This window comes from Frankiales bacterium (genome assembly GCA_016125335.1).
Classification (GTDB): Bacteria; Actinomycetota; Actinomycetes; order S36-B12; family CAIYMF01; genus Longivirga.
Genome location: WGLY01000004.1, coordinates 1 through 26,308 on the forward strand (window position 1 = coordinate 1; position 26,308 = coordinate 26,308).

The window sequence follows — 26,308 nt, forward strand, 5'->3', positions numbered from 1 at the left end:
CCCCACCCCGCCCGTCGTCACTGGCTGAATGACCGGAGAACCGGCCGGTTTCCGCGCTTTCCGGCAGTAACGCGCAGCCCTCGGGCCGCCGGATCGCAGGGGTCGCGGGGCGGGTCGCCTGGCTCGCAGGGATCAAGCCTGACCGCCCGGAGAGACAGGCGACCCGCCCCGACCCGCCCCACCCGTCGTAACTGGCCGAATGACCGGAGAACCGGCCGGTTTCCGCGCTTTCCGGCAGTAACGTGCGGCCCCGTCACCAGGCGGCGACGAGGAGGTCGCGCGTCCCTTCGAGCAGCTCCGGCATGGTCTTGGTCGCGCCGATCACGGTGATGAAGTTGGTGTCGCCGCCCCAGCGGGGCACCACGTGCTGGTGCAGGTGGCCGGCGATGCCGGCGCCGGCGATCGAGCCCTGGTTCATCCCGATGTTGAACCCCTGCGCGCCGGACACCGCGCGCAGCGTGGCCATCGCTCGCTGGGTGAAGGCGCCGAGCTCGGCGACCTCACCGGCGTCGAGCTCGGTGTAGTCCGCCACGTGCCGGTAGGGGCACACCATGAGGTGGCCCGCGTTGTAGGGATACAGGTTCAGCACGGCGTACACCTGCTCGCCCCGCGCCACCACCAGCGACTCGGCCCCGTCGGTCGATGGCGCCACGCAGAACGGGCAGTCCTCACCGGAACCCTCGTGCGTCGGCTTGTTCTCGCCGCGCAGGTAGGCCAGGCGGTGCGGGGTCCACAGCCGGTCCCACGCCTCCACCCCGCCCATCTCCGGCCTCACACCTGCACCCGTCGCGCCACGGCGTCGAGGATCTCCGCCACGGCGTCGGCGACCGGCACGCCGTTCTTCTGCGAGCCGTCGCGGTAGCGGAAGGAGACCCCGCCGGCCGCGACGTCGTCGTCGCCGGCGATGAGCATGTAGGGCACCTTCTGCTTCTGCGCGTTGCGGATCTTCTTCTGCATCCGGTCGTCGCTGCGGTCGACCTCCACGCGTACACCGGCCTTGCGGAGCTGGGCCGCGACGTCCTCCAGGTAGTCGACGTGCCCGTCGGTGATGGGGATCCCGACGACCTGCACGGGCGCCAGCCACACGGGGAACGCCCCGGCGTAGTGCTCGAGCAGCACCGCGAAGAACCGCTCGATCGAGCCGAACAGGGCACGGTGGATCATCACCGGGCGCTGGTGGCTGCCGTCCGCCGCGGTGTACTCGAGGCCGAAGCGCTCAGGCAGGTTGAAGTCCACCTGGATGGTCGACATCTGCCAGGTGCGGCCGATCGCGTCGCGCGCCTGCACGGAGATCTTCGGGCCGTAGAACGCGGCGCCACCCGGGTCCATGACCAGCTCGAGGTTCTGCCGCTCCGCCGCCTGGCGCAGCGTCTCGGTCGCCTCCTCCCACGCCTCGTCGGTGCCGACGAACTTCACCGGGTCCTTGGTCGAGAGCTCGAGGTAGAAGTCGTCGAGGCCGTAGTCGCGCAGCAGGTCGAGCACGAAGGTGAGCAGCGAGTCGAGCTCGCCGGGCATCTGCTCGGGGGTGCAGTAGATGTGCGCGTCGTCCTGGGTGAAGCCGCGCGCCCGGGTGAGCCCCTGGATGACGCCGGACTTCTCGTAGCGGTACACGGTGCCGAACTCGAACAGCCGCAAGGGCAGCTCGCGGTAGGACCTGCCCCGCGCGTCGAAGATGAGGTTGTGCATGGGGCAGTTCATCGGCTTCATGTAGTACTTCTGCGGCGCGCGCTTGAGCTCGCCGTCCTCGGAGTACTCGGCGTCGAGCTCCATGGGCGGGTACATGCCCTCGGCGTACCAGTCGAGGTGCCCCGAGATCTCGAACAGCCCCGCCTTGGTCAGGTGCGGGGTGTTGACGAACTCGTAGCCGGCCTCCTCGTGGCGCTTGCGCGAGTAGGCCTCCATCTCGCGGCGGACGATCCCGCCCTTCGGGTGGAACACGGCCAGACCCGAGCCGATCTCCTCGGGGAAGCTGAACAGGTCGAGCTCCTGGCCGAGGCGGCGGTGGTCGCGCTTCTCGGCCTCCTCGAGGAAGGCGAGGTGCGCCTTGAGCGCGTCGCGGGACTCCCACGCGGTGCCGTAGATGCGCTGGAGCATCGGGTTCTTCTCGCTGCCCCGCCAGTAGGCCGCAGCGGAGCGCATGAGCTTGAACGCCGGGATCATGCGGGTGCTCGGCACGTGCGGGCCGCGGCACAGGTCCGACCAGGCGGTCTCGCCGGTCTTGGCGTCGATGTTGTCGTAGATGGTGAGCTCGGCCCCGCCGACCTCGGTCGCCTCGCCCAGCTCCTCCGACGACCCGCCCTTGAGCCCGATGAGCTCGAGCTTGTAGGGCTCGTGGGCGAGCTCGGCGCGGGCCTCCTCGTCGGTGACGACCCGGCGTGCGAAGCGCTGGTTGGACTTCACGATGTCCTGCATGCGCTTCTCGAGCGCGCCGAGGTCGTCGGGGGTGAACGGGCGCTCGACGTCGAAGTCGTAGTAGAAGCCGTCGCGGATCGGCGGGCCGATGCCGAGCCGCGCCTCGGGGAACTGCTGCTGCACGGCCTGCGCGAGCACGTGGGCGGTGGAGTGGCGCACCACCGAGCGGCCGTCGTCGCTGTCGGCGGGCACGGCCTCGACCTCGTCGCCGTCTCGGACGGCGTAGGACAGGTCCCTGAGCTCTCCGCCCACCCGGGCGACCACGACCGAGCGGTCGGGGAACAGGTCGGCGGCGGTGGTGCCGTCGGCGACCACCCGCTCCTCGAGCGACCCGTCGGGCTGGCGGACGGTGATCTGCGGCACGTCGGCTCCTGGTGCTCGGCGGCACGGCCGTGACGAGGGGCCGACCGCGTGGGACCCGGCGGGTACGAGGCGCCGGGCTCTGGCCCGACGAGGGTACCGGCGTCAGGTGTCCGCGCACCGCCGGGAATCCGGCCGGCGGGTCACGCCACGGTGAACGTGATGCGGTAGAGGCCGCCGGACAGCGTGACGGCGTAGATCTCGCGGTTGTCGTCGACGCCGAACCCGGAGACCCCGGGCAGCGACGTCGGCGAGCCCAGCGTGCGTCCGCGCAACGGCCAGATCCGGCCGGTGACGTAGTCGCCGAACACGTAGGTGCCCACGGCCGCGGGGTTCGCGCGGCCGCGGTAGACGTAGCCGCCGATGATCGCCTCCGCGGCGCGCGAGGAGGGGCACCCACGGACGCTGTCGGGGTGGCACAGCTCCAGGGTCGGGCCGATCATCGACGCGCCGGTGCAGTGCGAGGCGAGGTAGGGGTGGGCGGCCTCCCGGCACGACCACCCCAGGTTCGCCCCGCGCGCCCGGCTGCGGCCCACGACGTCGATCTCCTCGTAGCGGTTCTGGCCGACGTCGCCGATCACCTGGTTGCCGTTGGTGTCGAACGACCAGCGCCACGGGTTGCGCAGTCCCGACATCCAGATGAACCGCTGGTAGACCCGCGACGTGGCGAAGGGGTTCGTGGGGGGCACGCACGTGAGGTGGCCCTTGCACATGACGTCGATCCGCAGCATCTTGCCCAGACGCGAGCGCAGGTTCTGCGCGTTGCGGTCGGGGTCGCCGCTCCCGCCGCCGTCGCCGGTCCCGAGGTAGAGGTAGCCGTCCGGCCCGAACGCGATGTCGCCGCCGTTGTGGTTGGCGCGGCCGGGGTGGCTCACGACGAGCAGGGTCTTGCGGGTGTTCGCACTGACCCGCGACGCCGAGGCGCTGGGCACGAAGTAGCGCGCGAGCACGAGCGCCCCGTCGCTGCGGGTGTAGGTGACGAACAGCCGGTGCGAGGTGCGGAAGTCCGGCGCGAAGGCCAGGCCGAGCATGCCCCGCTCTCCCCCGCTGGTGACCAGCGAGCGGATGTCGAGGTAGGTGCCGGTGATCCGCCCGCCCTGCACGACGCGGATCCGGCCGGCCTGCTCGACGACGAACAGCCGGCTCGTGCCGTCGTCGGCGGACCGGACGAGCACGGGGCTCGACAGCCCGCTCGCCACCCGGGTCGCGTGCAGCCGCACACTCGTGGCCGCAGGCGTGGCGGTCGCGGTCGCCGCCGCGGCGGGACGCACCCTGGCCACCGCGGACGTGGCTGGCCCCGGCGGGACGGCGGCCAGGGCGGGGGCGAGCAGCGACCCGCCGGCGACGAGCAGCGCGGTCGCGACGACCACCGCACGACGGTGACGAGGATGGGACATCAGCTCGGGCATCGGGCGACCTCCGGCGACGACGGTACGGGACGGCGCACGTCCCGGCGCGTCACCGATCCTGCATCAGGAGAGCCCCGGCGACGGGAGCTCGCGCGTCGGGTCCACCAGATCGGACGCACCGGCGGTGGCGCACCACAGGTCGACGTCGCTCACCCGCGCGCCGGCGCGGAGCAGGTCCGGCAGGGCCGGGTGCGGCCCCGGCACGCAGAGCCGCACCGCCCCGGACGGCCCCACCCGCGGACGCAGGCCGGCCACGAGGCGCACGAGCGCGCTCGGGTCCGGCGTGAGGGCGCGGGCGACGACCCAGGAGTCACCGTCGCGACGCACCGCGGCGGTGACGGCCGGCCCGCCCTCGGGGTCCCGCACCCGGGCGGTGGCGAGCCCCTCGACGCGCAGGTGCCATCCCGCCTCCCCCGGCATGTGCTCGCCCAGCTCCAGCGGCGGGGGCGCCTCGGCCGATGTCCCAGGGACGGCGAGGTACAGCAGCGGCCACCGCGGGACGGCCCCGTACCTCGCGTACGACGCCAGGGCGCGGGGGTCCTGCGACGCCGACGTGGCGCGGTCGCGCGAGCCGTCCCACAGCGCAGCCAGCAGCAGACCGCCCACGCCGTGGTCGCGCGCCGGGGGTGCCACGAACAGGTCCGTGAGGAAGCTCGTCCCGTCCCTGCGGATCGCACCCCCGTAGCCCAGGACGCCGGTCTCGCCGTCCGCCACCACCACGCGACCGCGGGCGGCGACGTGGCGGAGGTAGCCCGCGTCGCCGCCTGAGACCGGCCCCGTCTCGTCGCACTGCGCCGCGATGGCCGCCACGGCCTCGGCGTCGGCGTCCTCGAAGTCCCGGACACGCGTCACGCGGCGACTCTAGGACCGGACCGGGGGCGCCGTCCGGCCCGGCAGGCACTGCCGCCGGACGACGACGAGGGCCCCCGGCGACTGCCGGGGGCCCTCGTGCGCGGTGGGCGATACTGGGTTCGAACCAGTGACCTCTTCGGTGTGAACGAAGCGCGCTACCACTGCGCCAATCGCCCGTGCAGGCGGCGACTCTACCAAAGCGCCGTGGGTGCTCCGAACCCGCTGGGACGTCCCGGAACCCGCGGCCGGTTCCGTCCGTTCCCTGTGCGTGACCTCACAGCGTGAGCGGGCGTCGCGAGACGCCGCGACGGGGACATCCCGTCCGGACGCGCACGACGCGTGGTCCGAGAGGAGAACCCCCGTGCTACCCGTGAACGTCCGCATGCAGCTGCGCCTCGTCCTCGGCGACGACCGCGCCGTCGCCGTGCCGGCGACGCTGTCGTACTCCCGGGACCTCCCCTACGCCGTCACTGCGACGTTCCACACCGCCGACGGCGACATCGCCTGGGTCTTCGGCCGCGACCTGCTCTGCGCGGGGGTCGAGACCCCGTCCGGCGACGGCGACGTCGCCGTCTGGCCGTCCGTCGTCGACGGCCACGAGGTCATCTGCCTGTCGCTGTCGAGCCCCACCGGCAGCGCCCTGCTGGAGGCGGAGGTGGCCGCCGTCGAGGAGTTCCTCGACCTCGCCTACACCGCCGTGCCCGCCGGCACCGAGGGCGAGCACCTCGACCTCGACGCCGAGCTGGCGGCGCTGCTCTCGGACGACCCGTCGCCGCAGCCGTGATCCGGGCCGCTGGCACACTCGCGTCGTGACCCCGACGACGCGCCCGGTCGACGCCCCCACCCCCCGCCGCACCGAGTCCGGCGCCGTCGTCCTCGACTGGTGGTGCGACCTGGCCTGTCCCGACTGCGCGGACTCCGTCGAGATCCTCGACGACCTGCGCGACGCCGTCGGGGACGCCGTGGAGGTGCGGCTGCGCCACCTGCCCCTCCCGCAGCACGTGTGGGCCGTCGCGGCCGCGCAGTGCCAGGTGGAGGCGGCGGCCCAGGGGCGCGGCGACGAGTACGCCGTCCACGCCCTCGCCGCGCTCGACACGATCGACGGGCCCGCGGACTACGTGGAGCTCGCCGAGCACCTCGGGCTGGACTCCGACGCCGTCGCGGAGGCGCTCTTCGACGGCCGCCACGCCGAGGCCGTGCGGGCCGACCACGACCACGGCCGCGCGCTCGGCGTCACCACGACCCCCACCTTCGTCGTCGACGGCCTGCTCGTCGACGGCGACGCCACGCTCGACGGGGTGCTCGACCTGCTCGTGGCACGCGTCCGCGCGGCCCGCGGCTGACCGCACCGGCACCCGACGGGCGCCCGGCTCAGGGGTCGACGTCGGCCTTGCGGCGCTGCTCGAACAGGTCGGCCAGCAGCGTGGTGACCGGCCCCACCGCGAGCTCGCGGTCGTCCACCCGCACGACCGGGTGCACGTCGCGGGTCGAGCTGGTGATGAAGACCTCGTCGGCGGTGAGCAGGGCGTCGTAGGGCAGGTGCCCCTCGCGGGCCGGCACCACGAGCTGCGCCCACTCCAGCACCAGCTCGCGGGTGACCCCGGCCAGGCACCCGGTGTCGAGCGCCGGCGTGACCACCTCGCCGTCGACCACCACGAAGACGTTGCTGCCGGTGCACTCGCACAGCCGGCCCCGGGTGTCGGCGAGCACGGCCTCGGACGCGCCGGCCGAGCGCGCCCGGGCCAGCGCCACCGCGTTCTCGGCGTACGACGTCGTCTTGAGCCCGGCGACCGCCGAGCGCTCGTTGCGCACCCACGGGACCGTCGCCAGCGTGGTGGTGGGCGGCCAGGGCGTCGCGGGCGCGAGGGTGACCACCAGGGTCGCCTCGCCGTCGCCGCGCTCGCTGCCCAGCGGCCCGGCACCCGAGGTCACCGTGATCCGCAGCCGGGCGAAGTCGGTGGCCACCCCGGAGCCGGACACGACGGCGTCGACGGCCTCGCGCAGCCGATCCTCCGCGGGGCCGGCGATGCCCAGCCCGTCCAGCGACCGCCGCAGCCGGGCCAGGTGCCGGGTCAGGGCGAACGGGGCGCCGTCGCGCACGAGCACGGTCTCGAAGACGCCGTCGCCGACGGTGAGGCCGTGGTCGAGCACGGAGACGACGGCGTCGCCGGCGTCGACCATCCGGTCGCCCACCCAATACCTCGTCACGGGGCGTCAGCCTGCCACGCCGGCGACCGTCGACCCGGATGCCACGGCCAGCAGCCGCGCGGCCTTGAGCTCGGTCTCGCGCCACTCGGCCTCGGGATCGCTGCCCCACGTGATCCCGGCGCCGGTGCCGAAGCGCAGCACGCCCTCGCGCAGCCAGAACGTGCGGATCGCCACCGCGAGCTCGGCGCGCCGGCCGGCCCCCACGACGCCGACCGCGCCGCAGTAGGGGCCGCGCCCCTCGGGCTCCAGCTCGTCGATGAGCCGCAGCGCGCTCGACTTGGGCGCGCCGGTGACAGAGCCGGGCGGGAACGCGGCGTCGAGCAGCTCGGGCCAGCCCGCGCCGGGCCGCAGGACGCCGCGGACGGTGGAGACCAGGTGCACGAGCCCGGGGTGCTCCTCCACGGCGAGCAGGCTCGGCACCGTGACCGAGCCGGTGCGGCACACGACGCCGAGGTCGTTGCGCACGAGGTCAACGATCATGACGTTCTCGGCGGCGTCCTTCGCCGACAGGTCTGCGGGCGTGCGGCCCGTGCCCTTGATCGGACCCGACTCCACGACGTCGCCGTCCCGGCGCAGGAACAGCTCCGGCGAGGCGCTCACCACCGAGACTCCGTGGTCGGGCAGGTGGACCACGGCTGCGTACGGCGCGGGGTTGCCGGCGGCCAGCAGCGTCGCGAGACCGCCGACCTCGGCCGCGCCCGGGTCCGGCATCGCGGCCGTCATCACGCGGCACACGTTCGCCTGGTAGACCTCGCCGCGCGCGATGCGCTCGCGGACGGTGCGCACGGCCTCGACGTACTGCTCGCGGGTGAGCGAGGTGCGCCAGGCCGACGGCGCCGGCCCGCGCCATCGCCCGACCGGCAGCGGCGCCTCCCGCACCGTGGCGAACCGCGCCAGCACGGGGGCCGAGTCGTAGGGCAGCACCACGGCCCAGGCTCCCCCGGCGTCGAGCACCGCGGGGTCGTGCTCCACCGCCTCGAGCCCGGTGAGCAGCCGTCCGCCGGCCCACGCCCAGGCCTCGCTCACGCCCGCCCCGGCACTGCTCGCGGCGCCGTCGTGAGGGCCCGCGACGCGGTCCCGGTCCAGGTCACGGGTGCATCATCCCGGTGCGGCAGCACCGCGGTCCCGCTTTGGAGTGTCCTGCGCGGATGGGTTATGGTTTCGTCCCGCAGCAGGGGGAGCCCGGCTGCAGCGCGGACGTGGCTCAGTTGGTAGAGCATCACCTTGCCAAGGTGAGGGTCGCGGGTTCGAGTCCCGTCGTCCGCTCGGAAGACCTCCCTGAGGTCTCACTCGGTGGAGTGGCCGAGAGGCGAGGCAACGGCCTGCAAAGCCGTGTACACGGGTTCAAATCCCGTCTCCACCTCGGGTACCACCGGCACCATGGGCGATTGGCGCAGGGGCTAGCGCGCTTCCTTGACACGGAAGAGGTCACAGGTTCGATTCCTGTATCGCCCACCGAACGAAACCCCTTGCATCGCAGGGGGTTTCGTCGTTTCTACCGCAGGGGGCGGAGCTCCCGCGCATGGGAGCCGCACCGCCGGCGGCCGGGCCAAGGACAGCCTCCCCTGCGTGACGCACGCCGCCGCCGCGAGCCCGGTCCACGATGGGAACCTACGGTAACGTAACTGAAGGTTCCGACGTCGCCGAGGAGGGCCCCGTGACCCCCAGCAGCTCGCTCCCCCGCGTCATCCAGGGCGGCATGGGCGTCGCCGTCTCGTCGTGGCGCCTCGCCCGCGCGGTCAGCACGGCCGGCGAGCTCGGCGTCGTGTCCGGGACGGCGCTCGACGCCGTTCTGGCCCGGCGGCTCCAGGACGGCGACCCGGACGCGCGCCGCGCGCTCGACGCGTTCCCGGACCGCGACGTGGCGGCGGCCGTCGTCGAGCACTACTACCGGCCGCAGGGCCGGGGCCCCGGCGAGCCCTACCTGCCGACCCCGCGCCCCTCGCTCACCCCGTCGCTGCGCGCGCAGCGGCTCATCGTGGCGGGCAACTTCGTCGAGGTGTGGCTGGCAAAGCAGGGCCACCACGGACCGGTCGGCGTCAACTACCTCGAGAAGATCCAGATGACGACGCCGTGGGCCGCCTACGGCGCCATGCTCGCCGGCGTCGACGTCGTGCTCATGGGCGCCGGCATCCCCGCGCACATCCCCCGCCTGCTCGACGACCTCGCCGAGCACCGCACCACCTCGCTGCCGGTCGACGTGGCCGAGGCGGCGGAGGGCACCGCCCACGTCGTGACGATCGACCCCTCCTCGCTCGTCGCGGGCGACGGCGCGCCGCTGCGGCGCCCGCTGTTCCTGGCGATCGTGGCCAACCACGTGCTGGCCCAGTACCTGGCCCGCGACGCGGCCACCCGGCCGGACGGGTTCGTGGTGGAGGCGCCGACCGCGGGCGGCCACAACGCGCCGCCGCGCGGGGCCCTCGTGCTCGACGACGACGGGCAGCCGGTGTACGGCCCGCGCGACGCCGTCGCCGTCGACAAGCTGGTGGCCCTCGGCCTCCCCTTCTGGCTCGCAGGGTCGTACGGCTCGCCCGAGGCCCTGCGCTCGGCGCTCGAGCAGGGCGCCGCCGGGGTGCAGGTGGGCACGCTGTTCGCCCTCAGCCACGACTCCGGGTTCGATCCCGCGCTGCGCGACCGCCTGCTCGCGGGGATCGCCGCGGACTCGCTGGTGACCCGCACGGACGTGCACGCCTCGCCCACCGGCTTCCCGTTCAAGGTCGCCGTCGTCGACGGCACGCTCTCGGACCCCGCTCTGCGCACCGCCCGCACCTCCGTGTGCGACCTCGGCCACCTGCGGACGCCGTTCGTCCGCGCGGACGGCCGGGTGGACTACCGCTGCCCCGCCGAGCCCGGCGCGATCTTCCGCCGCAAGGGCGGCGACCCCGCGGCGTCCGAGGGGCGCGTGTGTCTGTGCAACGCGCTGATGGCCACCGTGGGCCTCGGGCAGACCCGACGCTACGGCACGGTCGAGCCGGCGCTGGTGACGCTGGGGGACGACCTGGCCGGGCCGCGAGAGCTGCTGCGCCGGCTGCCCGCCGGCTGGAGCGCCGCCGACGCCGTCGCCTACCTGCGCGACGCGGTGCCGGCCAGCTGAGCCCCGACGCCCTCCGCCGCGACCGGTGCCGGCCGTCCTAGGCTGGCGCGCCATGGGCGACCCCGTCTTCGACCTCACCGATCCCGCGACCGTGCGCGACCCCTACCCCGCGTTCGAGCGGCTGCGGGCCGAGGGCCGCGCCGTGTGGGACGACGCGCTCGGCATGTGGCTCGCGTTCCGCTACGACGACGCCAACGCCGTGCTGCGCACCCGTGCGCTCGGCCGCATCTTCCGGCCGCGCGAGCCGGAGGACGTCTGGGAGACGTTCAACTGGCTGCACGAGGACGCGCTGCTGGAGAACGAGCCGCCCAAGCACACCCGGCTCAAGGCGCTCGTGGCCAAGGCGTTCGCCCGCGGGCACATCGAGCGCCGCCGCGACCGCATCCGCGAGATGTGCACGACGCTGCTCGACTCGGCCGAGGAGCGCGCCCGCGACACCGGCACCTTCGACGTGATCGCCGACTACGCCGAGCCGCTTCCCGTCCTGGTGATCGCGGACCTGCTCGGCTTCCCCGAGTCCGACGTCGCGCTGCTGCGGCCGTGGTCGCAGGCGATCGTGAAGATGTACGAGTACGACCGCACGCCCGAGGACGACCGCCGGGCCGAGCAGGCCTGCCGGGAGTTCGCGGCGTACGTCGACGAGCTGGCCGACGCCCGCCGCCGCGAGCCGCGCGACGACCTCGTCACGCACCTGGCGCAGGTGGAGTCCGAGGGCGAGCGCCTCACCGAGCGCGAGCTGGCCGCCACCGTGGTGCTGCTGCTCAACGCCGGGCACGAGGCGTCGGTCAACGGCTTCGGCAACGGGATCGTGCAGCTGCTCGCCCGGCGCGACCAGTGGGCGCGGGTGCTGGCCGACCCCTGGGGCGCGGCGCCCACGGCGGTCGAGGAGATGCTGCGCTACGACACCCCCTCGCAGCTGTTCGAGCGCACCGCGACCGCCGACGTGGAGGTGGCCGGGGTGACGGTGCGCGAGGGCCAGAAGATCGCCGCGATGCTCGGCTCGGCCAACCGCGACCCCGAGGTGTTCGCCGACGCCGACACCTTCGACGTCGGCCGCGACCCCAACCCGCACATCGCCTTCGGCGCGGGCATCCACTTCTGCCTGGGCGCGCCGCTGGCCCGGCTGGAGATGCAGCAGTCGCTGCCGGTGCTCGCCGAGCGCATGCCCCGGCTCGAGCTCGCGGACGGCGCCCGGCCGCGTCCCACGTTCGTGCTGCGCGGCTGGGAGACGGTGCCGGTCGCCGTCGGGTAGCGATTCGCACTGGGCGACGCGCGAGAGGTCTGACAAGGTCCTGCCATGACCACCGCCGCGCTCGAGGGCCACGAGGCCCACCACCGCAGCCCCGACGACCTGCGCGCCGGGCTCGACGACGTCCGACGCAGCCCACGCGACGAGGGCGTGCTGCTGGGCCTGGTCGCCCGGCCGGCCGAGCTGGAGCGCCGCGAGCTCGACAGCGGCACGCTCGACCTCGAGCTGGGCCTGATCGGCGACACGTGGATCGAGCGCGGGAGCAGCCGCACGGCCGACGGCGGCCCCAACCCGGACGCCCAGGTCACCGTGATGAACGCGCGCGCGGCCCAGCTCGTGGCCGGCAGCCGCGAGCGGTGGGCGCTGGCCGGCGACCAGCTCTTCGTCGACCTCGACCTCGGGGTGGAGAACCTGCCCACCGGAACGCTGCTCACGATCGGCGAGGCGCAGCTGGAGGTGACCGCCGCCCCGCACACGGGCTGCAAGCAGTTCTCCGCGCGCTTCGGTGTCGAGGCCCTGCGCCTCACCGCGACGCCGGACGGGCGCGCGCTGCGGCTGCGCGGCATCAACACCCGGGTCGTGCACGGGGGCACGGTGAGCGTCGGCGACGCCGTCCGCGTGACCCGCCCGGGAGACCAGGGCTGAGGGTGCCTCAGTCGGCGGCGGCCACCAGCCGCCGCTGCTCGGCGACGTCGAAGTCCGCCGGCGGGAACACCGGGTTCATGTCGCGCAGGGACGACACGAGCAGGTTGGCCACCACCCAGTCCCGGTACCACTTGTGGTCGGCGGGCACCACGAACCAGGGAGCGGCGTCGGTGCTGCACCGGGTGAGCGCGTCCTGGTACGCCGCCTGGTAGTCGTCCCAGAACGCCCGCTCCTGCAGGTCGCCGGGGCTGTACTTCCAGTACTTATTCGGGTCCTCCAGGCGATCGGACAGGCGCTGCTTCTGCTCGCCCTTCGACACGTGCAGCATCACCTTCACGATGTGCGTGCCGCCGTCGACCACCCGGTGCTCGAACTCGTTGATCCGGTCGTAGCGCGTGCTCCACTCCGACTCCGGCACCAGGTCGTGCACGCGCACCACGAGCACGTCCTCGTACTGCGAGCGGTTGAAGACGCCGACGTGGCCGGCAGGGGGCAGCGCCTTGTCGATGCGCCAGAGGAAGTCGTGCTTGAGCTCCTCGGGCGTCGGCTTCTTGAACGAGGCGATGCGGACGCCGGCGGGGTTCATGGCGCCCACCACGCGCCGCACCGTGCCGTCCTTGCCGGACGTGTCCATCCCCTGGAGCAGGAGGAGCAGCGCGCGCCGGCCGCCGCCGACGCCCTCGGCGTAGAGCCGCTCCTGCTGGCCGGTGAGCTCCTCGAGGAGGGCCGTCGTCGCCTCCTCGGTCTCCTCCCGCTCCCCAGGGGCGGTGGAGGTGTCGTCCGGATCGCGGTCGGCGAGCAGGTCGCCCGAGGTGAACATCACGCTCCCCGCGACCGCGCGCGGCTCCAGCACCGAACCCTTGCCCATGGCCGACCTCCGTACGACAGGATGCCGCCATGGCAATCAGCGGCATCTTCTCGGCGATCCTGGTCGGTCTCATCATCGGGGCTGTGGCGCGGATCGTCGTGCCGAACAGCCAGCCGATCGGCTGCTTGCTCACGATGCTGGTCGGCATCGTGGCCGCGGCCATCGGCGCGGCGGTGGGCAGCGCGCAGAACTGGAACTTCTGGCTCACCTTCGCGCTCCAGGTGCTCATCGGCGCCATCATCGTCGCGATCTTCTCGGCCACGGCGCGTCCACGCGGGTAGGCGCCACCCCTCCCGCGTCCCGTCCTCGGGGAGTGCGCGCCGACCCGGCGTGCCACGATCGACCGGTGCGCATGCTGCTGCCCCGGTCGCGCGACGACCTCACCGACCTCGACATCGACGAGGCCTACGCCTGGCCGGACGGACCGTGGCTGCGCGCCAACATGGTGAGCACCGCGGACGGCGCCGCCCGGTCCCCCGACGGCCTGTCCGAGGGGATCTCCAGCGAGGCCGACCGCCGCGTGTTCGGCCGGCTGCGCGGGCTCGCCGACGTCGTGCTCGCCGGCGCCGGCACGGTCCGCCAGGAGGGCTACGGCCCCGCCCGGCCCAAGCCCGCGTTCGCCCAGCGGCGTGCGGCCGCCGGCCAGCGCCCGAGCCCCGTCGTCGCGGTGGTCACCCGGTCGCTGGCCCTCGACCTGGCCTCGGCGCTGTTCACCGACGCGCCCGAGCGCACGATCGTCGTCACCTCCGCCTCGGCCGACGCCGCGGCGCGTCGGCGCACGGCGGAGGTGGCGGACGTGCTCGTGGCCGGGGAGCACGACGTCGACCTCGGGCTGGCGCTCACCCTGCTGCACGAGCGGGGGCTGCGCCGCGTGCACGCGGAGGGCGGCCCCACGCTTCTCGCAGAGCTGGCGGCCCGCGACCTGCTCGACGAGCTGCTGCTCACCGTGTCGCCGGCGCTGGCCGGCGGCGGCTACACGGACCGGTCGGAGGTGCACCGGATCCTGGCCGGCTCGCCCCTGCCGGACGCGCCGCGCCCGCTGCGGCTCGAGCACGTGCTGGAGGACTCCGGCAGCCTGTTCCTGCGCTACCGGCGTCCCTGACCGGGCCGCGCCGCGGTCCTGAGCACGCGCGGCCGGGCGAGGTCGGTGTTGTCGAGCACGACGTCCGCGCGTGCCTGCGGCGCGGCGTCGGCCCGGTAGATCTCCTGCGCCTCCACGTAGCGGCGGGCCGAGGGGTGAGCCGGGTCGGGGTCGGTGCCGTCGCGCGCGGCCATGCGGGGGAAGGTCACCTCCGGCGGTACGTCCAGCCACACCGAGAGGTCCCAGGCGGCGACGAGCTCGGGCCGGTGCAGGAACAGGCCGTCGACCACGACGACTGTGCCCGGCGGCACGGCCTCCGGCACGCGCGGCAGCACCTCGTCGGTGCCGAGCACGTGCGCCCGGGGGCTGATGCGCAGGTCGCCGTCCGGCCCGAGGGGGTCGAGGACGTCGCGGCGGAACCGGTCCAGGTCGAACGAGTCGCGGTAGAAGCCCTCCGGCGAGGACCGGCCGCGGGCGTAACGGATCGCCCGCGGATGGTGGAAGTCGTCGATCGACACCTGGCGCACCCGGCGCCCCGCGGCGGTCAGGACGCCGGCCAGCTCGCCCGACAGGACGGTCTTGCCGGACCCGTCCGGGCCGTCGACGCCGACGAGCACGCAGCGGCCGGCGCCCGTGAGCGGCACGAGCCCGGCCAGCAGCGCGAGCACGGCGTCGCGCTCCGGTGTCCGCGTCGTGGGGGTCATCGAGCCGAGGATGCACCACGTGTCGGCGGCCACGGGCAGGATGAGGCGCCATGGACCTCCCGGTGATGCCCCCCGTCTCGCCGATGCTGGCCAAGCCCGTGCCCGAGGTGCCCGCCCCGGACTCCGTGCCCGGCGGCCTCGTCTACGAGCCCAAGTGGGACGGCTTCCGGTGCATCGTGTTCCGCGACGGCGACGAGGTCGTGCTCGGCAGCCGCAACGAGAAGCCGCTCACGCGCTACTTCCCCGAGGTGGTCGACGCCGTGCGGTCCGAGCTGCCCGAGCGCTGCGTGGTCGACGGCGAGATCGTCGTGCGCACCGGCGAGCGGCTCGACTTCGGCGCGCTCCAGCAGCGGATCCACCCCGCGGACAGCCGCGTGCGGATGCTGGCCGAGGCCACCCCGGCGTCGTTCGTCGCCTTCGACCTGCTGGCGCTCGGCGACGACGACCTCATGGGCCGCCCGTTCTCGGAGCGCCGCGCCGCGCTGGAGGGTGCGCTGGCGTCGGCCCGCCCGCCGGTGCACCTCACCCGCGTGAGCGGCGACCTCGACGAGGGCCGCCGCTGGTTCGAGGTGTTCGAGGGCGCCGGGCTCGATGGGCTCGTCTGCAAGGCGCTGGCGTCGGCCTACCAGCCCGACAAGCGGGTGATGCTCAAGGTGAAGCACGCGCGCACCGCCGACTGCGTGGTCGCCGGCTGGCGCCCGCACAAGCAGAAGGGCCCCGAGGGGCAGGACATCGTCGGCTCGCTCATGCTCGGCCTCTACGACGACGACGGCCGCCTTCAGTCCGTGGGCGTATCGGCGTCGTTCCCCATGAAGCGCCGCGCGGAGCTGGTCGAGGAGATCGCGCCGTACATGATCGGGCCGGACGACCCGCACCCCTGGGGCGAGTGGCGCGACGCGATGGCCCACGAGAGCGCGCGGCTGCCCGGCGCGGTCTCACGCTGGACGTCGGGCAAGACGCTGGACTGGAACCCGCTGCGACCCGAGCTCGTGGTCGAGGTCGGCTACGACGCGATGGAGGGCACCCGGGTGCTCCCTGGAGGGGTGACCGTGGAGGGCGCGCGCTTCCGCCACACCACGCAGTTCAAGCGCTGGCGCCCCGACCGCACGCCGGAGTCGTGCACCTACGAGCAGCTCGAGCGGCCCGTGCGCTACGCCCTCGGCGACGTCCTGCTCTGAGCGCGTGGCGCAGCCGGCTCAGCGGCCGCCGCGGGGGTTCTTGCCGTTCATCAGCCGCCAGGCGACCACGCCGAGGACGCCGACGAGCACGATGAACAGGATGATCAGCGTGAAGACCATGCGCAGACCCTAGCGGCTGGTCCCGTCCTCCAGAGCCGCGACGCCGCGCCAGCCCGCGATCCGCTCCCCTGGCTCTGCGAACGCCAGCCCGTGCTGCCCGAACACCTCCGGCCGCGCCCCCGCGAGACTCGGCATCGGCGGGATGGTCGCCGGGTCCTCCTGATCGAACCGGCGCGAGGGGTGGGTGGCCCACGGCGGCGGGGTGATGCCGGCTCGCTCGCACGCATGGTGCACGCACGCCCCCAGCAGCACGTTGAACGTCACATCTCCCACGACCGGCGGCTCGTCCGACGTGGCTGCCATCAGGTCCTTCGGCCCCAAGGACAGGAGGATCGCGAGGCCGTGGTCTACCACGCCGAGGGCCTCGGTGTCCGACCTCAACCACTGCTCGCCGCACGCAGCTCCGACCGTGGCCCAGAATCGGGCACCCCGGTCGCGCGACGACTCACGCAGAGGCGTGGGCGCGTCTCCCGGTGACGGCTTCCAGCGCACCCCGCCACCGTCGACGACCGGCACCAGGCCCGCCAGCGGTGCGCCCTCGGCGAGGGCGTCGCGGCACGCGCTCAGGAACCCGCCGATCGACTCCCAGGAGACGCCCCAGAGGTACGCCGTGCCCACGCCCATCTCGAAGAGCGTGACGCAGCCGCGCCGCGGACCCGGCCTGAGGTCCACCACGACGTGTGATCCGGCGAAGTCGTCGGCCACGGGCAGCAGGCCAGCGCTGAAGAACGAGATCTGCTCACCGGCCAGACCGTCCACTCCGGCGTGCACATCGTCCATCCCCACACCGAGGGCGCCCGGGTCCGTCTCCTCCGTCCCCGAGCCGGCGAAGCGGACCACGGCGATGCTCTCGTCGAGGCTCATCGGCGCACCGCCCAGCAGCAGGCAAGCCCCATGGTCACGCCCGACGCCGCCCTGAAGCGCGAACCACGAGCGCAGATCCTCGGGCCAGGCACCGTCCGCCGCTGCTCGCCGCAGCCGTGGATCGTCGGGAGCGACGCCGGCGCGCAGCGCGTCGTGAGCCTTCGGCGCATGGTCACGCAGCCACTGGCGCAGGTCCGACCAGCACGCCTCGACATCGGCCGACCTGCCCATGCGTCCCCCTCTGACAAGCCTGCGCTGCTCGCGAATCCGCGGTGGTCAGGGCGAACCGGTCACCGCGACGACCGACAGCGCGGGAGTCCAGCGCGCCTTGCTCATGGCTCCCCCCCCGTCCACTCGCCGCGTGATGCCGTGCGCATCATGCCTGTCCCGACAGCCCGCGGTCGACCGGTCGTCGCCCCTCAGGTGTCGGGGCGGGCGCGGCTGGGCTGCACCCGCTTGGGCTCGCCGGCCATCTTGGGATAGTCCGGCGGGTAGGGCATGTCGCCGAGGCCGCTCTCGCGCTCGTCGCGCTCGTACCACTCGAGGAACGGCGCGAGGTCCACGGCGACGTCGTCGATGCCGGCGTGCAGGTCGCCGAGCTCGGCGAACCGCGGGCCCACGGTGCGCACGGTGAAGTCGAACGGCGTGACGTCGTCGAGCTCGTCCCACCGCACCGGGGTCGACACGGGGGCGTGCGGCTTGGGGCGCAGCGAGTAGGCCGAGGCGATCGTGCGGTCGCGCGCGTTCTGGTTGTAGTCGAGGAACACCGTGCCGTGCGGGCGCTCCTCCTTCCACCACTTGGTGGTCACCCGGCCGGGCATGCGCCGCTCCAGCTCGCGGCCCACCGCGATCGCGGCGTGCCGCACGTCCGTGAAGCCCCAGCGCGGCTCGATGCGCACGTACACGTGCACGCCGCGACCGCCGGACGTCTTGGGCCAGCCGACCATCCCCTGCTCGTCGAGCAGCGCGCGCAGCTCGTGCGCCACCTCGACCGCGTCGCGGAAGTCGGTGCCCGGGCCGGGGTCGAGGTCGAGCCGAAGCTCATCGGGCCGGTCGACGTCGGTCCGGCGCACCGGCCACGGGTGGAAGGTGATGGTGCCGAGCTGGGCGGCCCACGCGATCACCGCGATCTCGGTGGGCGCGATCTCGTCGGCGGTGCGGCCCGAGGGGAACGTGATGTGCGCGGTCTCGACGTACGGCGGGGCGCCCTGCGGCACGCGCTTCTGGTAGAACGCGTCGCCCTTGAAGCCCTCGCGCGTGGAGATCTTCGCGCCCTCGACGACGCCGCCGGGCCAGCGCTCCAGCGTCGTCGGCCGGTTCCGCAGCGCCCGCAGGATGCCCTCGCCCACGGCGACGTAGTGCTGGACGACCTCCAGCTTGGTGACGCCGACCTCCGGGAAGTAGGGCTTGTCCGGGTTGCTCACCCGGACCGTGTGCTCGCCGACCGCGAGCTCCACGGGTTCCCCGAACGTGGTCGCCATGCCACGACGCTACGCGCAACCCCGTCGCGCCGGGGACGACACGACCGGCACCATGTCCGCCGTGACCACACGCGGCGTCCTCCCGCTCCCGTCCCCGCGGCGGCCCCGATGATCGGCGCGCTGCTCGCCGGCCTGGGCATCGGGATGCTGGTCGCGCTCCAGGTGGGCCCGATCTTCCTGCTCTGCGCCCGCACTTCGGCGCGCTTCGGCTTCCGGCCGGGCGCGGCCATCGGCGCAGGTGCAGCAACGATCGACCTCGGCTACGCCGTGCTCGGCGCCGTCGGCGCCTCCGTCGTCCTCCAGGCCGAGCCGCTGCGCGTCGGCCTGGGACTCGTGGGCGCCGCCGTCCTCGTGGTGATGGGTCTGCGCACGCTCTACGACGCCTTCCGCGTGCGCATCGGCGGCGAGACCGCGCTCGAGGTGGTCCGCCCCGCGGCCGCCTACCGCACGGCCCTGCTCGCCACCGCGAGCAACCCGCTGACCATCCTCACGTGGGCCGCCGTCTTCTCCGGCGCGGCCGTGGGCGACATCGCCGGCGACCCGCTGCACGCCGCCGCGTTCGTGGTGGGCACCGCCGCCGGGTCGCTGCTCTCGCACCTGCTGCTGGCCCTCGCGATGTCGGCCCTCGGCAGCCGCATGAACGAGACCGCGCTGCGCGTCGTCGACGTCGTCAGCGGGCTCGGGCTCATGGTGTTCGGCGGCCTCCTCGCCGCCCGCACCATCGCCTCCGAGTCGACCCCCTAGCTCACCCGGGCCGGCCTGTTCCGCCACCCAACCCGGCAGAACGCACCGCGGGAGGCGGGGCGGGTCGCCTGGCGCGCAGGGATCAAGCCTGACCGCCCGGAGCGGCAGGCGACCCGCCCCGCCCACCAGCCGCCTCAGGCCACAAGGACCCCGAGCAGGATCTGACGCACCCCACGCGGGACGGGTCGCCTGGCGCGCAGGGATCAAGCCTGACCGCCCGGAGCGGCAGGCGCCCCGCCCCGCCCACCAGCACGCCACCCGGACCCCGCGTAGGACGTCACGCACCCCACGCGGGACGGGTCGCCTGGTGCGCAGGGATCAAGCCTGACCGCCCGGAGCGCCAGGCGACCCGTCCCGCCACCCCGGACAACGCCGTCGAGACGAGGTCCGCCGGCGGCTCCGCCGTAAGCGGACCGTCAGCGGTCCCCGGTGGTCGCCGGGCGGGGCGCGTCGTACCTTCGCCGCATGATGCGCTCAGGGACGATGCCCGTCACCCGGCCGGACGGCACGCCGTTCGTGACCGTGAAGTCCGAGGACGAGTGGCGCTCGCAGCTCTCGCCGGCTGAGTACCACGTGCTGCGCGAGGCCGGCACGGAGCGGGCGTTCACCGGCGAGTACACCGACACGCACACCCGCGGCACCTACTCGTGCCGCGCGTGCGGCGCGCACCTGTTCTCCAGCGACACCAAGTTCGACTCGCACTGCGGCTGGCCGTCGTTCTTCTCCGCCCTGGCCGGTGACTCCATCATCGAGATCGAGGACCGCAGCCTGGGGATGCGCCGGGTCGAGGTGCGCTGCGCCTCGTGCGGCAGCCACCTCGGGCACGTGTTCTCCGGCGAGGGCTACGGGACGCCGACCGACCTGCGCTACTGCATCAACTCCGTGAGCCTCGTCCTCGAGCCCGAGGACTGACGCCGCCCGACGTCACCCGACACCGAGGCGCCGCGCGGCACCGGTGAGCAGGCGCAGCGACTCGGCACGGCGGAACGCCGACAGGTGCGGCAGGCCGTGCGAGTCGCCCTGGCCGAGGATGGCGAGCTGGGTGCCCAGCGTGAGCACGAGGTCGGTCACCGCGCGGTCGCGCTCGTCGGCGGTGAGCGCGGCGCCGTACGACGGGATCGCGCGGACCCGCTCGTCGAACTCCGCACGGTGCACGGCGTGCAGGTCGAGGAACACCTCGTCCAGCCACGACGGCCCCGGCCGGGCCATCCCCCAGTCGAGCACCACCACGGTGCCGTCCGGCCGGGCCAGCAGGTTGTCGTCGCGGACGTCCATGTGGCAGTGCGACTCGGTCGCCACCTCGTGGGCGAGCCGGTCGACCCGCTCGAGCAGCTCGGCGGAGCGCTCGTGCCACCACGGCGGGAGCACCGCGCGCTCGTCGTCGGACGACCCGTGGATCGCCCGCGCCCAGCGGCTCGCGGTGCGCACCATGTCCGGGCCGTCGGTCACGAGCGGGTCCGGCGTCAGCTCGCGGGTCTGCCGGCGCACGGTCTCGCGCGCGGCCGCCAGCACGTCGGGGTCGTCGAGGTCGGGGTGGGTGCCCTCGACGTCGTCGAGTACGAGCGCCACCCAGTCGCCGTCGTCGTACGCCGCCACCAGGGCCGGGCGGTAGTCCACCCGCGGCAGCTGCTCGAGGATGGCCCGCTCGCGGCGGAACAGCCGCGGGGTGACGGGGTTGAGCGAGCTGCCCACGGCCTTCACGAAGAACCGGGCGCCGTCCTCGAGGGTGATCCGCGCGGCGGGGCCGGGCGACATCCCGCCGGTCTGCGTCACGGCGGACACCACGCGCCCGCCGAGCCGCGACTCGAGCCAGGCGAGCAGCTGCTGCGGCGCGGCGTCGAGGTCGACCCGTGCGCCCGCGGCCCGCGGGGCCACCGGACCGGTCATGACCGCAGTCTGCCGCCGCTGACGCTCTGCGCCGCCCCGGTTTACCGGGCCGGTACGATCCGCCCCGCTCCGTCGTTACTGCCCGGACGACCGGAAACCGGCGCGAACTCCGCGCGTTCGGGCAGTAACGACGAGGCGGGTCAGGGGAGGTCGGCGACGAGGTCGGCGACCGGACGGCGGCGGCCCGTGTAGAAGGGGACCTCCTCGCGCACGTGCAGCCGGGCGCGCGAGCCGCGCAGGTGACGCATGAGGTCGACGATGCGGTACAGCTCGTCGGCCTCGAACGCGAGGATCCACTCGTAGTCGCCGAGCGCGAACGCCGCGACGGTGTTCGCGCGCACGTCGGGGTAGTCGCGGCCCATCTGCCCGTGCTCCACGAGCAGCTCGCGGCGCTCGTCGTCGGGCAGCAGGTACCACTCGTAGGACCGCACGAAGGGATAGATGCACACGTAGGCGCGCGCCTCCTCCTCCGCGAGGAAGGCGGGGACGTGCGACTTGTTGAACTCCGCGGGACGGTGCAGCGCCATCTGCGACCACACCGGCTCGAGGACGCCGCCGAGCCGCGTACGGCGGACGCGGTGGTAGGCGTCCTGGAGGTCGTCGCTGCTCGCCGCGTGCATCCACAGCACGATGTCGGCGTCGGCCCGCAAGGCGGAGACGTCGTACCAGCCGCGCACCACGACGTCCTTCGCCGCGAGCTGCTCGACCAGCTCGTCGACCTCGCGCGCGACGGCGCTGCGGTCGCCCTCGCCGAGCGGACGCACGGCGCGGAAGACCGACCAGGAGGTGTAGCGGATCGCGTCGTTGATGTCGCGGGCGGCCTTGCCCTGCTGCGGACGCTTTCCGGTGGGGCCGGGGGTGGGGGTCGGCTCAGCCATGGCGCCATTCTCCGTCCGACGACAGCCGCTGGGAAATCAGGGTGGCGGCATGGTCGGCCCGCGCGATGCAGGCCGGGATGCCCACTCCGTCGAAGGCCGCCCCGACGGCGGTGAGCCCGGGCAGGTGCTCGAGCGCGAGCGTGATGCGCGCCGCGCGGTCGACGTGGCCGACCGAGTAGCGCGGCAGCCCGCCGCCCCAGCGGCTCACCCGCCACGCGACCGGGCGCGCGCGTCCGAGGCGGAGCACGAAGCCGAGGTCGTCGGCGGCGACCCGGGCGAGCGACTCGTCGTCGCGCTGGAGCACCTCGACGTCGTCGGCGTGCCCGAGCGAGCAGCGCACGGCGACCACGCGCCGCTCGGCGCACTCCTCGCCCAGCCAGCCCCACTTGTGCGAGGCGAACGTCGCCGCCTTCACCACGCGGCCCTCCGACGGCGGCACGAGGTAGCCGCTGCCCTCCGGCACGTCGCCGCCGGGCAGGTCGTCGACGGAGTAGAGCAGGGTCACCACGGCCACGGACGTGGTCTCGATCTCGCCGAGCTCGGTCTCGGCCTGCACGGACAGGCCGCGCACCAGCTTGTGCGCCGCGGGTGCCGGCACGGCGAGCACCACGGCGTCGGCGGTGACGACGCGCTCCGCGACGGTGGCCCCCACGACGAGCTCCCAGCCGCGCTCGGCGCGGCGCAGGTGGCGCACGGTGGCGCCGGTCTCGATCCGCACGCCGGCCTCGCGCAGCCGTTCGGCGAGGGCGACCGGCAGCCGCCCGACGCCGCCGCGGATCCCCGCGAACACCGGCCGCGGCTCGGCGTCCTCGCGCACCGGGCCGCGCACCGACCGGGCCGCGGCCAGCAGCGAGCGCTCGTGCTGGACGGCGTCGAACAGCCGCGGGACGGCGGCGCGCATGGAGACGTTGACGGCACGGTCGGCGTAGACGCCGAGCAGCAGCGGCGAGACCAGGCGGTCCACCACCTCCGGACCGAGGCGGCGGCCGACGAACTCGCCGAGCGAGATGTCCTCGCCGGTGGGCGTCTGCGGCAGCACGTGGTCGAGCGGGAGCCGCGCGAGGGCGGCGGAGGAGAGCACGCCGCTGCGCGCCAGGCGGGCGAGGTCGGTCGGGACGCCCATCACGAGGCCGGGCGGCAGCGCGAGCAGGTCGCCCCCGACCACCAGGCTGGGCGCGGCCACGGCCGGGTGCACGAGGTCGGCACCGAGGCCCACCTCGCGGGCCAGGGCCACGGCCTCGGGGCGGGTGGCGAGCATCGACTCGGCGCCCTCGTCGACGTCGACGCCGTCGAGCGAGGACACCAGCAGCTTGCCGCCCACGCGGTCGGCGGCCTCGAGCACGGTGATCTCGACGTCGTGGCGCAGCCGGCCGAGGCGCCACGCGGCGGCCAGGCCGGAGATGCCGGCGCCCACCACCACGACGTGCGGGCGGCGGGTGCGGTCGGCGTCGCTCACGGCACCACCCTGCCACCGCCCGCCGCGGTCGCGTGCCGGTGCCCCCGGCCCGCCCGCCCCCTCACCGGGCGGTCAGCTCGTGCACGAGCTCGACCACCCGCGTCAGCACGTCGGGGTCGGTCTCGGGCAGCACGCCGTGCCCGAGGTTGAACACGTGCCCGGACAGGCCCTCGGCGTCCGCGAGCGTGCGGCGCACGCGCGCCTCCACCGCCTCCGGGCCGGCGAACAGCGCCGCGGGGTCGAGGTTGCCCTGCAGGGCGTGGTCCGGGCCCACCCGTCGGGCCGCCTCGTCGAGGGGCACGCGGAAGTCGACGCCGACCACCTCGGTGCCGGCGTCGCGCATGTCGGCCAGCAGCTCGCCGGTGCCCACGCCGAAGTGGAACCGCGGCGCGCCCAGGGCGCCCACGGCCTCGAGCGCACGGCGGGAGTGCGGCAGCACGTACTCGCGGTAGTCGCGCGCGGGCAGGGCGCCCACCCAGGAGTCGAACAGCTGCACGGCGCTGGCGCCCGCGAGCACCTGCTGGCGCAGGAACTCGCCCGCGATCGCCGAGAGCCGCTCCAGCAGGGCGTGCCACAGCTGCGGCTCGCCGTACATGAGCGCCTTGGTGCGGGCGTGGTCGCGGCTCGGGCCGCCCTCGACCAGGTAGGACGCCAGGGTGAAGGGCGCCCCGGCGAACCCGATGAGCGGGGTGGACCCCAGCTCGCCGGCCAGGGCCGCGACGGCGGCCAGCACGGGAGCGACGTCGTCGGGCTCGAGCGCCCGCAGCCGGTCGAGGTCCGCGCGGGTGCGGAACGGCTCGGCCACCACCGGGCCCACGCCGGCGACGATGTCGAGGTCGACCCCGATGGCCTTGAGCGGGACGACGATGTCGCTGAAGAAGATCGCCGCGTCCACGCCGTGGCGCCGCACGGGCTGGAGCGTGATCTCCACGACGAGGTCGGTCGTGAAGCACGACTCGAGCATCGGGACGCCGGCCCGCAGGGCGCGGTACTCCGGCAGCGAGCGACCCGCCTGCCGCATGAACCACACGGGCGTGTGCGGCACGTCCTGGCGGCGGGCGGCGCGCACCAGCGGCGCGTCGACCGTGCGGCCGTCCACCAGCGGGTGGCCCGCCGGCAGGGCCGCGGGCGTGGTCGTGGGGGCCGGGCTGCTCGTCACACGAGGATGCTCGCACCCGGCCCCGCGGCCGTCGAATCGCCCGCCCCCGGGCGCGCCCTGCCGGCTCCGGCGCCTCTCGCGACCTACTCTCGGCGGGTGACCAGTCGTCGACGCGACCCGGGCGCCGACACCGGCGCGGGCGCGGTGCCGAGGGCGTTCGCGGACGCCCTCGCGGGCATCCGGGCGGTCACGCTCAGGCCGGAGATCGTCGTCGAGGAGACCCCCGCCCCGCTGCGGCTCTCGCCGTACGCCCTCGCCCTCCAGGCGGAGGTCGTGGTGGACGACGAGGAGGCCGCCACCGGCCGCTTCGTGCTGCTGCACGACCCCGTGGGCCAGGAGCCCTGGGAGGGCGACTTCCGGATCGTCTCGTTCGTCAAGGGTGCGGTCGAGCTCGAGATCGCCCAGGACCCCCTGCTCACCCAGGTGGGCTGGTCGTGGCTGCTCGAGGCCCTCGAGTCCCGCGACGCCGCCTTCCACGCCGAGTCCGGCACGGTGACCCGCACGGCGTCGGAGTCCTTCGGCGGGATCGCCGACCGCGGGCCATCCGGCGACGTCGAGATCCGCGCCTCGTGGACCCCGAGCACCGACGACATCGGCGCGCACCTGGCCGCGTGGGGCGACGTCCTGGCCCAGGTGGCCGGGCTCCCGCCGCTGCCGGCCGGCGTGGCGGCGCTGCCCCGCCCGCGCCGGCGCTGACTCCTACCGCCTCGCGCGGCGGCCCTGCGCCACCGCGCGGCGGGGCACACCCCGGACCCGCCCGATCGGCCCGACGACGCGGCACCGCCGCCCCGTGCCGCACCGCCCGCGATGACCAGCCCGGATGGCCCCACCGGGCCACCGCCGGGCGAGCGCACCGCCAACTGGCGCGGACGGTCAGGTCAAGACCACGCGCGATCCGGCCGATACGCACACGGAAGCCCGGACAGGACCCGAGGTCCGGCACGTGGGACGCAGGAGGAATGCCGTGGTGGCACTTGTCGAGCGCCCGTCGGCGGTCGTCCCGCTGCCGAGGGCTCGGTTCACGGCGCTCGTCGTGGCCGCGTCGCCCTCGCGCAGGGCCGCTCTCGTGGGTCGCCTGCGCCTGCTCGGCGCCCGCGACGTCGTCGAGGCGGCCAGCGGCGCCGAGGCCCGCGTGCGTGCCTTGTACGACGGTCCCCGCGACCTCGTGGTGATCGAGGGCGGACTCCCGGACGGGGCCGCGCTGCCCCTGCTGGCCGAGCTGGCGAAGGTGGGCTGGCGCCGCGTCGTCCTGCTCACGGTGCGCGACGACCCCTACGCCGTCCGTGCCGCGCTCAACGCGCACGTGCGCTGCTACATCGTGACCCCCGACGACCTGCCGGTGCCGGCGTCCGGCTCGGCCCTGCTGCGCAGCCGCCCCCGCGGCGGTTCGCCCGACGAGCTGTCCGGCCGCGAGGTGGAGGTGCTCCAGCTCGTGTCGGAGGGCCGGTCCAACAAGGAGATCGGCGACGCGCTCGGCCTCTCGGCGCTCACGGTCAAGAGCCACCTGGCCCGCATCGCACGGAAGGTCGGCACCGGCGACCGCGCCGAGATGGTCGCCCACGCCATGCGCTCCGGCCTCGTGCGCTGACTCCTCCGCCTCACCACCACCTCGCCCGCACCCCTGCCGACAGGGCCGGGGCAGCGCCCTGCGGGGCTGCG

General features: G+C 74.5%; 26 protein-coding genes and 4 tRNA genes. 15 read left to right on the forward strand and 15 right to left on the reverse strand.

What is annotated here, in order from left to right:
• Window positions 1–253 precede the first annotated feature (253 nt).
• The 5 genes from GC157_02755 to GC157_02775 form a co-directional block, all read right to left on the reverse strand.
• Window positions 254–763: an HIT domain-containing protein gene (locus tag GC157_02755; protein MBI1376393.1), complete on the reverse strand. Its 510-nt coding sequence runs from the start codon at window positions 761–763 to the stop codon at window positions 254–256.
• Between the two features lie 8 nt (window positions 764–771).
• Complete coding sequence (locus GC157_02760; GenBank protein ID MBI1376394.1) at window positions 772–2,775, reverse strand: threonine--tRNA ligase; 2,004 nt, start codon at window positions 2,773–2,775, stop codon at window positions 772–774.
• A gap of 140 nt (window positions 2,776–2,915) precedes the next feature.
• Window positions 2,916–4,181 carry a glucose sorbosone dehydrogenase gene (locus GC157_02765; GenBank protein MBI1376395.1) on the reverse strand — a complete coding sequence of 422 codons (1,266 nt, stop codon included), beginning with the start codon at window positions 4,179–4,181 and terminating at the stop codon, window positions 2,916–2,918.
• A 63-nt stretch (window positions 4,182–4,244) separates the two neighbouring features.
• Complete coding sequence (locus tag GC157_02770; protein MBI1376396.1) at window positions 4,245–5,033, reverse strand: hypothetical protein; 789 nt, start codon at window positions 5,031–5,033, stop codon at window positions 4,245–4,247.
• Between the two features lie 104 nt (window positions 5,034–5,137).
• Window positions 5,138–5,209: transfer RNA gene (locus GC157_02775), tRNA-Val, on the reverse strand.
• 206 nt (window positions 5,210–5,415) lie between these two features.
• Here GC157_02775 and GC157_02780 point away from each other — a divergent pair.
• Both GC157_02780 and GC157_02785 read left to right on the forward strand, forming a co-directional pair.
• Window positions 5,416–5,817, forward strand: a complete 402-nt coding sequence (locus GC157_02780; protein ID MBI1376397.1) for an SsgA family sporulation/cell division regulator — start codon at window positions 5,416–5,418, stop codon at window positions 5,815–5,817.
• Between the two features lie 25 nt (window positions 5,818–5,842).
• On the forward strand, window positions 5,843–6,376 hold the full coding sequence (locus GC157_02785; GenBank protein MBI1376398.1) for a thioredoxin domain-containing protein: 534 nt from the start codon (window positions 5,843–5,845) through the stop codon (window positions 6,374–6,376).
• A gap of 28 nt (window positions 6,377–6,404) precedes the next feature.
• Here the strand turns inward: GC157_02785 and GC157_02790 are convergent, their stop codons facing one another.
• The gene (locus GC157_02790) at window positions 6,405–7,214 is read right to left on the reverse strand and encodes a 4-amino-4-deoxychorismate lyase (GenBank protein ID MBI1376399.1); all 810 of its coding nucleotides are present in this window, start codon (window positions 7,212–7,214) and stop codon (window positions 6,405–6,407) included.
• 33 nt (window positions 7,215–7,247) lie between these two features.
• A complete protein-coding gene (locus GC157_02795; GenBank protein ID MBI1376400.1) occupies window positions 7,248–8,327 on the reverse strand; it encodes an anthranilate synthase component I family protein in 1,080 nt (359 codons plus the stop codon).
• A gap of 107 nt (window positions 8,328–8,434) precedes the next feature.
• Between GC157_02795 and GC157_02800 the strand changes: the two genes are divergently transcribed.
• The 6 genes from GC157_02800 to GC157_02825 all read left to right on the forward strand — a co-directional run bounded on the left by GC157_02800 (window position 8,435) and on the right by GC157_02825 (window position 12,229).
• Window positions 8,435–8,507: transfer RNA gene (locus GC157_02800), tRNA-Gly, on the forward strand.
• A 26-nt stretch (window positions 8,508–8,533) separates the two neighbouring features.
• Window positions 8,534–8,604: transfer RNA gene (locus GC157_02805), tRNA-Cys, on the forward strand.
• A 19-nt stretch (window positions 8,605–8,623) separates the two neighbouring features.
• Window positions 8,624–8,696, forward strand: a tRNA-Val gene (locus GC157_02810).
• Between the two features lie 148 nt (window positions 8,697–8,844).
• Window positions 8,845–10,335, forward strand: a complete 1,491-nt coding sequence (locus tag GC157_02815) for a nitronate monooxygenase (protein ID MBI1376401.1) — start codon at window positions 8,845–8,847, stop codon at window positions 10,333–10,335.
• Window positions 10,336–10,387: 52 nt separating this feature from the next.
• Window positions 10,388–11,587: a cytochrome P450 gene (locus tag GC157_02820; GenBank protein MBI1376402.1), complete on the forward strand. Its 1,200-nt coding sequence runs from the start codon at window positions 10,388–10,390 to the stop codon at window positions 11,585–11,587.
• Window positions 11,588–11,632: 45 nt separating this feature from the next.
• The gene (locus GC157_02825) at window positions 11,633–12,229 is read left to right on the forward strand and encodes an MOSC domain-containing protein (GenBank protein MBI1376403.1); all 597 of its coding nucleotides are present in this window, start codon (window positions 11,633–11,635) and stop codon (window positions 12,227–12,229) included.
• Between the two features lie 7 nt (window positions 12,230–12,236).
• On the opposite strand, the gene GC157_02830 is transcribed toward GC157_02825, so the two are convergent.
• A complete protein-coding gene (locus tag GC157_02830; GenBank protein ID MBI1376404.1) occupies window positions 12,237–13,049 on the reverse strand; it encodes a polyphosphate kinase 2 family protein in 813 nt (270 codons plus the stop codon).
• Window positions 13,050–13,126: 77 nt separating this feature from the next.
• Between GC157_02830 and GC157_02835 the strand changes: the two genes are divergently transcribed.
• Complete coding sequence (locus GC157_02835) at window positions 13,127–13,378, forward strand: GlsB/YeaQ/YmgE family stress response membrane protein (GenBank protein MBI1376405.1); 252 nt, start codon at window positions 13,127–13,129, stop codon at window positions 13,376–13,378.
• Window positions 13,379–13,443: 65 nt separating this feature from the next.
• The gene (locus tag GC157_02840) at window positions 13,444–14,199 is read left to right on the forward strand and encodes a pyrimidine reductase family protein (protein ID MBI1376406.1); all 756 of its coding nucleotides are present in this window, start codon (window positions 13,444–13,446) and stop codon (window positions 14,197–14,199) included.
• Here the strand turns inward: GC157_02840 and GC157_02845 are convergent.
• Window positions 14,184–14,882, reverse strand: coding sequence for a uridine kinase (locus GC157_02845; protein ID MBI1376407.1), 699 nt, complete (start codon window positions 14,880–14,882; stop codon window positions 14,184–14,186). The two genes, GC157_02840 and GC157_02845, sit on opposite strands and share 16 nt — an antisense overlap.
• Window positions 14,883–14,932: 50 nt before the next feature.
• Between GC157_02845 and GC157_02850 the strand changes: the two genes are divergently transcribed.
• Entirely contained in the window at window positions 14,933–16,060 is a 1,128-nt protein-coding gene (locus GC157_02850) for an ATP-dependent DNA ligase (protein MBI1376408.1), read from the forward strand.
• 129 nt (window positions 16,061–16,189) lie between these two features.
• Here GC157_02850 and GC157_02855 read toward each other — a convergent pair whose 3' ends face one another.
• Window positions 16,190–17,275: a hypothetical protein gene (locus GC157_02855; GenBank protein MBI1376409.1), complete on the reverse strand. Its 1,086-nt coding sequence runs from the start codon at window positions 17,273–17,275 to the stop codon at window positions 16,190–16,192.
• A gap of 188 nt (window positions 17,276–17,463) precedes the next feature.
• Window positions 17,464–18,525 (reverse strand): ATP-dependent DNA ligase, encoded by a 1,062-nt coding sequence (locus GC157_02860; GenBank protein MBI1376410.1) that lies wholly within the window; start codon window positions 18,523–18,525, stop codon window positions 17,464–17,466.
• Window positions 18,526–18,633: 108 nt separating this feature from the next.
• Between GC157_02860 and GC157_02865 the strand changes: the two genes are divergently transcribed.
• Window positions 18,634–19,269: a hypothetical protein gene (locus GC157_02865; protein ID MBI1376411.1), complete on the forward strand. Its 636-nt coding sequence runs from the start codon at window positions 18,634–18,636 to the stop codon at window positions 19,267–19,269.
• Between the two features lie 483 nt (window positions 19,270–19,752).
• Complete coding sequence (gene msrB / locus GC157_02870) at window positions 19,753–20,181, forward strand: peptide-methionine (R)-S-oxide reductase MsrB (protein ID MBI1376412.1); 429 nt, start codon at window positions 19,753–19,755, stop codon at window positions 20,179–20,181.
• 12 nt (window positions 20,182–20,193) lie between these two features.
• Here msrB and GC157_02875 read toward each other — a convergent pair whose 3' ends face one another.
• The 4 genes from GC157_02875 to hemE form a co-directional block, all read right to left on the reverse strand.
• Complete coding sequence (locus GC157_02875) at window positions 20,194–21,156, reverse strand: phosphotransferase (protein ID MBI1376413.1); 963 nt, start codon at window positions 21,154–21,156, stop codon at window positions 20,194–20,196.
• Window positions 21,157–21,296: 140 nt separating this feature from the next.
• Entirely contained in the window at window positions 21,297–22,034 is a 738-nt protein-coding gene (locus GC157_02880) for a hypothetical protein (protein ID MBI1376414.1), read from the reverse strand.
• Window positions 22,027–23,451: a protoporphyrinogen oxidase gene (hemG, locus tag GC157_02885; protein ID MBI1376415.1), complete on the reverse strand. Its 1,425-nt coding sequence runs from the start codon at window positions 23,449–23,451 to the stop codon at window positions 22,027–22,029. The genes GC157_02880 and hemG overlap by 8 nt, the downstream gene beginning before the upstream one ends.
• A 100-nt stretch (window positions 23,452–23,551) precedes the next feature.
• Window positions 23,552–24,649, reverse strand: coding sequence for a uroporphyrinogen decarboxylase (hemE, locus tag GC157_02890; GenBank protein ID MBI1376416.1), 1,098 nt, complete (start codon window positions 24,647–24,649; stop codon window positions 23,552–23,554).
• 6 nt (window positions 24,650–24,655) lie between these two features.
• Between hemE and GC157_02895 the strand changes: the two genes are divergently transcribed.
• Together GC157_02895 and GC157_02900 are read left to right on the forward strand one after the other, a co-directional pair.
• Window positions 24,656–25,345 (forward strand): DUF3000 family protein, encoded by a 690-nt coding sequence (locus GC157_02895; GenBank protein ID MBI1376417.1) that lies wholly within the window; start codon window positions 24,656–24,658, stop codon window positions 25,343–25,345.
• A 124-nt stretch (window positions 25,346–25,469) separates the two neighbouring features.
• The gene (locus GC157_02900) at window positions 25,470–26,237 is read left to right on the forward strand and encodes a DNA-binding response regulator (GenBank protein MBI1376418.1); all 768 of its coding nucleotides are present in this window, start codon (window positions 25,470–25,472) and stop codon (window positions 26,235–26,237) included.
• The last annotated feature ends 71 nt before the right edge of the window (window positions 26,238–26,308 follow it).

What these genes read in the sequence shown, in the direction of transcription:
- GC157_02765 (MBI1376395.1), bottom strand. Translation starts at nt 4,181, where the DNA reads ATGCCCGAGCTGATGTCCCATCCTCGTCACCGTCGTGCGGTGGTCGTC.
- GC157_02900 (MBI1376418.1), top strand. Translation starts at nt 25,470, where the DNA reads ATGGCCCCACCGGGCCACCGCCGGGCGAGCGCACCGCCAACTGGCGCG.
- GC157_02855 (MBI1376409.1), bottom strand. Translation starts at nt 17,275, where the DNA reads ATGGGCAGGTCGGCCGATGTCGAGGCGTGCTGGTCGGACCTGCGCCAG.
- GC157_02830 (MBI1376404.1), bottom strand. Translation starts at nt 13,049, where the DNA reads ATGTTCACCTCGGGCGACCTGCTCGCCGACCGCGATCCGGACGACACC.
- msrB (MBI1376412.1), top strand. Translation starts at nt 19,753, where the DNA reads ATGCCCGTCACCCGGCCGGACGGCACGCCGTTCGTGACCGTGAAGTCC.
- GC157_02875 (MBI1376413.1), bottom strand. Translation starts at nt 21,156, where the DNA reads ATGACCGGTCCGGTGGCCCCGCGGGCCGCGGGCGCACGGGTCGACCTC.
- GC157_02850 (MBI1376408.1), top strand. Translation starts at nt 14,933, where the DNA reads ATGGACCTCCCGGTGATGCCCCCCGTCTCGCCGATGCTGGCCAAGCCC.
- GC157_02790 (MBI1376399.1), bottom strand. Translation starts at nt 7,214, where the DNA reads ATGGTCGACGCCGGCGACGCCGTCGTCTCCGTGCTCGACCACGGCCTC.
- GC157_02780 (MBI1376397.1), top strand. Translation starts at nt 5,416, where the DNA reads ATGCAGCTGCGCCTCGTCCTCGGCGACGACCGCGCCGTCGCCGTGCCG.
- GC157_02820 (MBI1376402.1), top strand. Translation starts at nt 10,388, where the DNA reads ATGGGCGACCCCGTCTTCGACCTCACCGATCCCGCGACCGTGCGCGAC.
- GC157_02865 (MBI1376411.1), top strand. Translation starts at nt 18,634, where the DNA reads ATGATCGGCGCGCTGCTCGCCGGCCTGGGCATCGGGATGCTGGTCGCG.
- GC157_02895 (MBI1376417.1), top strand. Translation starts at nt 24,656, where the DNA reads ATGCTCGCACCCGGCCCCGCGGCCGTCGAATCGCCCGCCCCCGGGCGC.
- GC157_02815 (MBI1376401.1), top strand. Translation starts at nt 8,845, where the DNA reads ATGGGAACCTACGGTAACGTAACTGAAGGTTCCGACGTCGCCGAGGAG.
- GC157_02755 (MBI1376393.1), bottom strand. Translation starts at nt 763, where the DNA reads ATGGGCGGGGTGGAGGCGTGGGACCGGCTGTGGACCCCGCACCGCCTG.
- GC157_02845 (MBI1376407.1), bottom strand. Translation starts at nt 14,882, where the DNA reads ATGACCCCCACGACGCGGACACCGGAGCGCGACGCCGTGCTCGCGCTG.
- GC157_02880 (MBI1376414.1), bottom strand. Translation starts at nt 22,034, where the DNA reads ATGGCTGAGCCGACCCCCACCCCCGGCCCCACCGGAAAGCGTCCGCAG.
- GC157_02835 (MBI1376405.1), top strand. Translation starts at nt 13,127, where the DNA reads ATGGCAATCAGCGGCATCTTCTCGGCGATCCTGGTCGGTCTCATCATC.
- GC157_02825 (MBI1376403.1), top strand. Translation starts at nt 11,633, where the DNA reads ATGACCACCGCCGCGCTCGAGGGCCACGAGGCCCACCACCGCAGCCCC.
- GC157_02860 (MBI1376410.1), bottom strand. Translation starts at nt 18,525, where the DNA reads ATGGCGACCACGTTCGGGGAACCCGTGGAGCTCGCGGTCGGCGAGCAC.